The sequence below is a fragment of the Streptomyces sp. NPDC059853 genome (assembly GCF_042731495.1).
Taxonomy (GTDB): Bacteria; Actinomycetota; Actinomycetes; order Streptomycetales; family Streptomycetaceae; genus Streptomyces.
In genome coordinates this window covers 1-6,946 of sequence record NZ_JBHWJL010000280.1, presented here as the reverse complement: position 1 = coordinate 6,946, position 6,946 = coordinate 1, and the positions used below count along the sequence as shown (strand labels likewise).

The 6,946-nt window shown below is 73.5% G+C and carries 6 protein-coding genes and 1 pseudogene; 5 read left to right on the top strand and 2 right to left on the bottom strand.

Annotated features, from left to right (window positions below; translation table 11 throughout):
* Positions 1-110: 110 nt before the first annotated feature.
* Together ACFV5N_RS22670 and ACFV5N_RS22665 are read right to left on the bottom strand one after the other, a co-directional pair.
* Positions 111-341 (bottom strand): hypothetical protein, encoded by a 231-nt coding sequence (locus ACFV5N_RS22670; protein ID WP_385602828.1) that lies wholly within the window; start codon positions 339-341, stop codon positions 111-113.
* Between the two features lie 19 nt (positions 342-360).
* Positions 361-1,632 carry an anion permease gene (locus ACFV5N_RS22665; protein ID WP_385602825.1) on the bottom strand — a complete coding sequence of 424 codons (1,272 nt, stop codon included), beginning with the start codon at positions 1,630-1,632 and terminating at the stop codon, positions 361-363.
* 228 nt (positions 1,633-1,860) lie between these two features.
* Between ACFV5N_RS22665 and ACFV5N_RS22660 the strand changes: the two genes are divergently transcribed.
* The 5 genes and pseudogenes from ACFV5N_RS22660 to ACFV5N_RS22640 all read left to right on the top strand — a co-directional run.
* Positions 1,861-2,979, top strand: coding sequence for an alpha/beta hydrolase (locus ACFV5N_RS22660; protein WP_385602822.1), 1,119 nt, complete (start codon positions 1,861-1,863; stop codon positions 2,977-2,979).
* 53 nt (positions 2,980-3,032) lie between these two features.
* Positions 3,033-4,442 carry a hypothetical protein gene (locus ACFV5N_RS22655; RefSeq protein ID WP_385602820.1) on the top strand — a complete coding sequence of 470 codons (1,410 nt, stop codon included), beginning with the start codon at positions 3,033-3,035 and terminating at the stop codon, positions 4,440-4,442.
* 156 nt (positions 4,443-4,598) lie between these two features.
* Positions 4,599-6,197: a ribosomal protection-like ABC-F family protein gene (gene abc-f, locus ACFV5N_RS22650; protein ID WP_385602817.1), complete on the top strand. Its 1,599-nt coding sequence runs from the start codon at positions 4,599-4,601 to the stop codon at positions 6,195-6,197.
* Between the two features lie 361 nt (positions 6,198-6,558).
* Positions 6,559-6,780 carry a helix-turn-helix domain-containing protein gene (locus tag ACFV5N_RS22645; RefSeq protein WP_385602814.1) on the top strand — a complete coding sequence of 74 codons (222 nt, stop codon included), beginning with the start codon at positions 6,559-6,561 and terminating at the stop codon, positions 6,778-6,780.
* Positions 6,781-6,814: 34 nt separating this feature from the next.
* A pseudogene (locus ACFV5N_RS22640) lies at positions 6,815-6,946 on the top strand (enoyl-CoA hydratase/isomerase family protein); the annotation flags it as partial.

Genomic DNA, 6,946 nt, shown 5'->3' with positions numbered 1-6,946 from the left:
CCCTCGTTCCGTAAGGGGTGTGCCCCGGCCCCGCCCGGCGGAAGCCGGGCCCGGGCCGGGGCACACCCCGGGATCGACCGGGTGACGCTCAGAAGGCGATCAGAACGCGATCAGAACGCGATCAGATAGATGCCGTAGGCGACCGCCGCCGCGCACAGCGCGAAGCACGCGTAGCCGCCCACCCTGCTGAGCGCCGTGCCCAGCCGGGGCCGCCCGGCCGCCGCCGTGCCCCCCTGGCCGGCGCCGGTCACGATGCCGACCGTGAACAGACCGACCAGCGCGACGGTCAGCAGCACGGACACCAGGGCGACCTCGCCCAGTACGGACCATTCGATGTTCATGGTGTTCCTGTCCTTCGGCTCAGACCGTGGTGGTCGGCTGGTCGGGTACGGCGGGCGCCTCGCCCGCCATACCGGCGGGCGCCGTCCGGGCGATGGTCACCTGGAGCGGCACCGGGGCCGCCTCGGGGGCCGGCTCGGGGCCGGGCTCCACGGCAGCGGCCGCCGCCGGCTGGGCGCCGTTCACACCGTTCACGTCGTTCACGTTCGAGTGGTCCACCGGCTCCTTGCGGGACCGCATGTAGATCGCGACGCTCCCCGCGATCAGCAGCGCCAGCACCGCGCTCACGCCCCACGTGCCCTGCTCGGCGAGCAGCGCGCCCAGCGCCCCGATGATCCCGGCGGCCGGCAGCGTCAGACCCCACGCCACCACCATCCGGCGCGCGGTCGACCAGTGCACGACACCGCCCTTGCGGCCCAGGCCGCAGCCCATCACCGCGCCCGAGCACACCTGGGTGGTGGAGAGCGCGAAGCCCATGTGGGAGGAGGCCAGGATGGTGGTCGCCGCGCTGGTCTGGGCGGCGAAGCCCTGCGGCGGCTGGATGTCGGTGATGCCTTTGCCCAGCGTGCGGATGATCCGCCAGCCGCCCAGGTAGGTGCCGAGCGCGATGGCGATGCCCGCGGAGGCGATCACCCACATCGGCGGATCCGAGTCGGGGGCCAGCACCCCGCCCGCGATCAGCGCCAGGGTCATCACCCCCATCGTCTTCTGCGCGTCATTGGTGCCGTGCGCCAGCGAGACCAGCGCGGCCGAGCTGATCTGGCCCGCCCGGTACCCCCGGGACGTGGCCCGCTCGTCGGCGTTCCGCGCCACCCGGTACGTCAGCCGGGTGGCGGCCATCGCCGCGAACCCCGCCACCAGCGGTGCCACCAGCGCCGGAACGATCACCTTCATCACCACGGCTTCACCGTGGATCGCGTCCAGGCCGACCGAGGCGATGGTCGCCCCGATCAGACCGCCGAACAGCGCGTGCGAGGAACTGGAGGGCAGTCCCGCCAGCCAGGTGAGCAGATTCCACAGGATGGCGCCCACCAGACCGGCGAAGATCACTTCGGGCTGGACGCCCGCCGACTCGTCGATGATCCCGCCGGAGATGGTCCGCGCCACCTCGACCGAGAGGAAGGCGCCGACCAGATTGAGCACGGCCGACATGGCCACCGCCGCCTTGGGCTTCATGGCCCCGGTGGAGATGGTCGTGGCCATGGCATTGGCCGTGTCGTGGAAGCCGTTGGTGAAGTCAAATGCCAAAGCCGTGACGATCACGATCGCGATCAACAGCGTGATGTGTTCCATCTACCGGACAATCAGCTCGACGGGGCAAGGCCGCGGTGAACGTAAAAGAAACAGATGAACGGAAAGTGAACTGCTGGCAGCCTCCGGGTGCTGTGTACCAAGGACCCCTGCTCGGACGGTGAAAACGCAGGTGAACACGGCGGACGCGTCGCCCGCACGGCGCCCCGAGTGGCCGCGCGCCGCCGTCACCCCCATGCTGGGGACATGGGTCGGCGCACCACGGCGGCGATGACCGCCACAGCACTGCTCGGCGCCACCGCGGCGGCAGCCGTCGTGGCGGTCCGCACCGGCAGAAGAGCCGCGGCTCCGGACGGTCTCACCGCAGCCGCGGTGACGGTGCACGCCACCGCCGCCGGACGCGTCACCCTCACCCGCACGCCGGAAACCCTGCGCCCCGGTGTGTACGCACTGGTCGCGGCGGCCGGCGACCCGCCCGCCCGCGCCGTCGTCGGCGACCTGCTCGATGTCCCGCCCGGCGAGCACACCGTGATCCGCCGCCTCGTCGGCACCCGCCCCGACCAGGGGCCGCCGCTCACCCCCGGCAGCCGCGTCACCCTCAGCCCGCAGCTGTACCGGGGCGACCCGTACTCCGCGCTCGGCATCGAGCACCAGGACATCACCGTCCCCTCGGAACTCGGCCCGCTGCCCGCCTGGTACATCCCGAACAGCCGCGACATCTGGGTCGTCGCCCTGCACGGCGGCCTCGGCGCCACCCGGGAACAGGCCCTCAACCTCCTCCCGCGCTGGCAGCGCGACCAGCTGCCCGTCCTCGTCCCCGGCTACCGGGGCGACCCCGGCGCCCCGCGCGCCGGCGAGGACACCGCCCGGCTGCTCGGCGCCGCCCAGTGGCACGACGCGGACGCCGCCGTCCGGCACGCGCTGCACCTCGGTGCACAGCGGGTGATCCTGCACGGCTGGTCCACCGGAGCCACCACGGCCCTGTTCACCGCCGCCCGCTCCCCGCTCGCCCACCGCATCGCCGGCATCGTCCTCGACTCACCCGTCCTGGACCGCGCCGCCACCCGCCGCGCCCTCGCCGCCCGGCGCGGCGTCCCCGCGCCGCTGCTGCCGCTGGCCCTCGCCGGCGCCCAGGGCGGCCTCGTCCCGCACGACAGCGACCCGCCGCCCCTGACCGCGGGGCCGCACGGCACCCCGATCCCGGTCCTCATCCTGCACGGCCCCGGCGACACCATCGCCCCCTGGGACGCCTCCCGGGAGCTGGCCGCACGGCACCCCGAGGCCGTCGTCCTGCACACCGTCCGGCAGGCCGAGCACGCCGCCATGTGGAACGCCGACCCGGCCGGCTACGAGGAGATCCTGCGGCGCTTCCTCACCCCCCTCATGTGAGGGCGGACGCCCGCCGTTTGGGCTTTCGAGCCCTCAGCGGTGAAACTGCTCGGGTGACGTCCCGAACTCCGCGCGAGCCCCGGTTGCACCTGGTCCCCGAAGTGCCCGCCCAGCCCGCCGCCGCGGGCCGGCGGACCCGACCCCGCACCCCCGTACGACGCACCCCCACCCCGCCCCGCGGCATCCCGCCGCGCGCCGAACTGGCCCGCCAGGCCCGCGCCCTGCTGGCCGACACCGTCCGCGTGGCCCGCTGGGCCCAGCTCACCGGCAGCGCCCCCGACACCGCACCCGACCGGGCCGCCGCCGCCCTGCGCCTGAGCCCCGCACACCTGCGCGAGCTGTGGGGCGGCGCCCGCCTCGCCGGCCTCGTCGAACAGGCCGAACCGGGGCCGGGCGGCCCCACCGAGGTACGCGGCGGCTGGCGGCTGCGCGCCTGGGACAGCGACGACACCGCCGTGCTGCGCGGCTGGGTCGCCCTCTTCGAAGCCTGGTCCCTGGTCCGCCCCGCCCCCGGCGACGCGGACGCCACCCTGGTCGCCGAGATCGTCACCGCCGTCCCCCAGCTCCTGGCCTTCATGCAGCTCTCCGGCGGCCCGGTCGCCGCCGTGGAACTCCTGGACCTGCTGCGCCAGCGCGTCACCGAACTGCGCGAGGGCCGGCCCGGCGCCGCGCCCACCGGAGCCGCCGCCCCGCCGATAGCCCCGGACCCCGAACTCGTCCGGCTGCTCGGCTGGGCCCTGGACGCGCTCTCCGCCGTCGGCGCCCTCACCCTGCACGCCCGCTACGGCGACACCCCCGCGCGGGCCCGGCTCACCCCGCTCGGCGGCTGGGCGATGTGGACCAAGCTGGAACAGATCTGCATCGCCGCCCAGAGCCCGGCCGGCAACATCGAACAGTCCGCCGTCGGCATGCTGCGCGGCTGCGCCGGCCTCACCCCGGGGCCCGCCCGCGCCGAGTACCGCGCCTGGCTCGCCGCCCGCCCCACCGGCCCCGCCGTCGACGAGCTGCTGGAAGCCGCCCGCGGCGAGGACGCCCTCATCCGCTCGCTCGCCTTCGACGCCCTGCGCACCGTCGGCGCCCCCGCCCGCACCGCCGTGCGCGCCGCCGCCGGCGAACCGGTGCTCCGCCCCTACGCGCTGCTGTGGCTGGCCGAGCACGAGGGCGAGGGCCCGGCCGCCGACCCCGAGGAGGCACCGCTGACCGTCCTCACCCGCCAGGAGGCCACCTGGCTGTGGGTGGACACCGCCTCGGCCGCCCACGAGCACGGCTCCGGACAGCTGCTGCTCGACCACCTCGACTCCGCCCAGCAGCCCTCCATCCCGGAACTGCTCGCCGAGATCCGCACCTGCGGCCACCCGCACACCGTGCAGGTCCTGCTGGCACTCGCCGCTGCCCATCCCGACGCGGCCATCGCCAAACGGGTGCGCAGAGCGGCGTTCCAGGTGCACAACGGGGGCGCCTGAGCGCGGACGGGAGCGGGCTGGCGGGGGCGGGCACGCCGGAAACGGCTTGCGGGCCCCCGGTAAACTGCCCCCATGGACTTTTCGCTCCTCGTTGCCTAGCGGACGTACCGCGCCTCAGGAAGCTTCTGCCCGTACGTCCTCACCTGGAGTGATTCCGTGATTACCGCCACCGGTGTCGAGCTGCGCGCCGGCGCCCGCATCCTCATCGAGTCCGCGTCCTTCCGCATCGCCAAGGGCGACCGGATCGGTCTCGTGGGCCGCAACGGAGCCGGCAAGACCACCCTGACCAAGTGCCTGGCCGGCGAGGGCGTCCCCGCCGCCGGCACCATCACCCGCGGCGGCGAGACCGGCTATCTGCCGCAGGACCCGCGCACCGGCGACCTCGACGTGCTCGCCCGCGACCGGGTGCTCTCCGCACGCGGCCTGGACACCGTGCTGCGCGGCATGCGCGAGAACGAGCAGCGCATGTCCACCGGCAAGGGCGCCACCCGCGAGCGCGCCATGAAGAAGTACGAGCGCCTGGAGACCGAGTTCCTCACCAAGGGCGGCTACGCCGCCGAGGCCGAGGCGGCCACCATCGCCGCCAGTCTCGGCCTGCCCGACCGGGTCCTCGGCCAGCCCCTGCACACCCTCTCCGGCGGCCAGCGGCGCCGCGTCGAGCTGGCCCGCATCCTCTTCTCGGACGCCGACACCCTGCTGCTCGACGAGCCCACCAACCACCTCGACGCCGACTCCATCGGCTGGCTGCGCGACTTCCTGAAGACCTACCGGGGCGGCCTGGTGGTCATCTCCCACGACATCGAGCTGGTCGAGACCGTCGTCAACAAGGTCTTCTACCTCGACGCCAACCGCTCCCGCATCGACATCTACAACATGGGCTGGAAGCAGTACCTGGCCCAGCGCGAGGCGGACGAGAAGCGCCGCAAGCGCGAGCGCGCCAACGCCGAGAAGAAGGCCGCCGCCCTCAACGCCCAGGCCGACAAGATGCGCGCCAAGGCCACCAAGACCGTCGCCGCGCAGAACATGGCCCGCCGCGCCGAGCGGCTGCTGTCCGGCCTGGAGGAGCAGCGGCAGCAGGACAAGGTCGCCAAGCTGCGCTTCCCCGACCCCGCGCCGTGCGGCAAGACGCCGCTGATGGCCGAGGGCCTGTCCAAGTCGTACGGCTCGCTGGAGATCTTCACCGATGTCTCGCTCGCCATCGACAAGGGCTCCCGGGTGGTGATCCTTGGCCTTAACGGCGCCGGCAAGACCACCCTGCTGCGGCTCCTGGGCGGCGTGGAGGAGCCGGACACCGGCCGGGTCACCCCGGGCCACGGCCTCAAGCTCGGGTACTACGCCCAGGAGCACGAGACCCTGGACCCCGACCGCACCGTCCTGGAGAACATGCGCTCGGCCGCCCCCGACATGGACCTGGTCGCCATCCGCAAGACCCTGGGCTCCTTCCTGTTCTCCGGCGACGACGTGGACAAGCCCGCCGGAGTGCTCTCCGGCGGGGAGAAGACCCGGCTGGCCCTGGCCACCCTGGTGGTCTCCTCCGCCAATGTGCTGCTGCTCGACGAGCCGACCAACAACCTCGACCCGGCCAGCCGCGAGGAGATCCTGGGCGCGCTGCGCTCCTTCACCGGCGCCGTCGTCCTGGTCACCCACGACGAGGGCGCGGTCGAGGCGCTCCAGCCGGAGCGCATCATCCTGCTCCCCGACGGGGTGGAGGACCTGTGGGGCAAGGACTACCTGGACCTGGTGGCCCTCGCCTGACGAGCGGCCGGTCCGCCGGATGTGATCATCCGGGATGGATCATTCGGCCCAGCCTTGATCCTTCATATGAGTGAGGGCGGCTCGTACCGCGGCGTGTCAGTGCGCCGGTCGTACGACCGCCCCACTCCGGCCGCCCCGCCCGCCGCCGGACCCCGCTGACCAGCGCATTCGGCCCGGCGGTCACAGGCGGGCAGCGGAAGAGGACCGTTCGGGCAGGCGCCGGCCCGCCGCGACGCGCCGGTCACCCGTTGTCCGCTTGTCGTACGGACATCGTCGAATGGGTGGCCAGGAAGCCGGATAGGGGTGATCATGAGAGTCAGTTCGGAGAGTCCAACAGCGCACTTCCCACGAGGAGGCACGGGTGGCCGAGACTCTGAAGAAGGGCAGCCGGGTAACCGGCGCCGCACGCGAGAAGCTCGCGGCGGACCTCAAGCGTAAATACGAATCCGGCGCGAGCATCCGGGCACTGGCCGAGGAGACCGGCCGGTCGTACGGGTTCGTGCACCGCATGCTGAGCGAGGCCGACGTCACCCTGCGGGGCCGGGGCGGCGCGACGAGAGGCAAAAAGACCCCGGCGGCCTGATCCCCGCCCGGCCGGGGGCGGATAATCTGACCCGATGACGCTGCTGGAGAAGGACGGTGTACGGGTCACCGTCGACGCCGACGGTGCCCTCGCGACCGTCACCCTGACCAACCCGGCCAAGCGCAACGCCCAGACGCCCGCCCTGTGGCGGGCGCGGGCCGAGGCC

What these genes read in the sequence shown, in the direction of transcription:
- ACFV5N_RS22670 (WP_385602828.1), bottom strand. Translation starts at nt 341, where the DNA reads ATGAACATCGAATGGTCCGTACTGGGCGAGGTCGCCCTGGTGTCCGTG.
- ACFV5N_RS22665 (WP_385602825.1), bottom strand. Translation starts at nt 1,632, where the DNA reads ATGGAACACATCACGCTGTTGATCGCGATCGTGATCGTCACGGCTTTG.
- ACFV5N_RS22660 (WP_385602822.1), top strand. Translation starts at nt 1,861, where the DNA reads ATGACCGCCACAGCACTGCTCGGCGCCACCGCGGCGGCAGCCGTCGTG.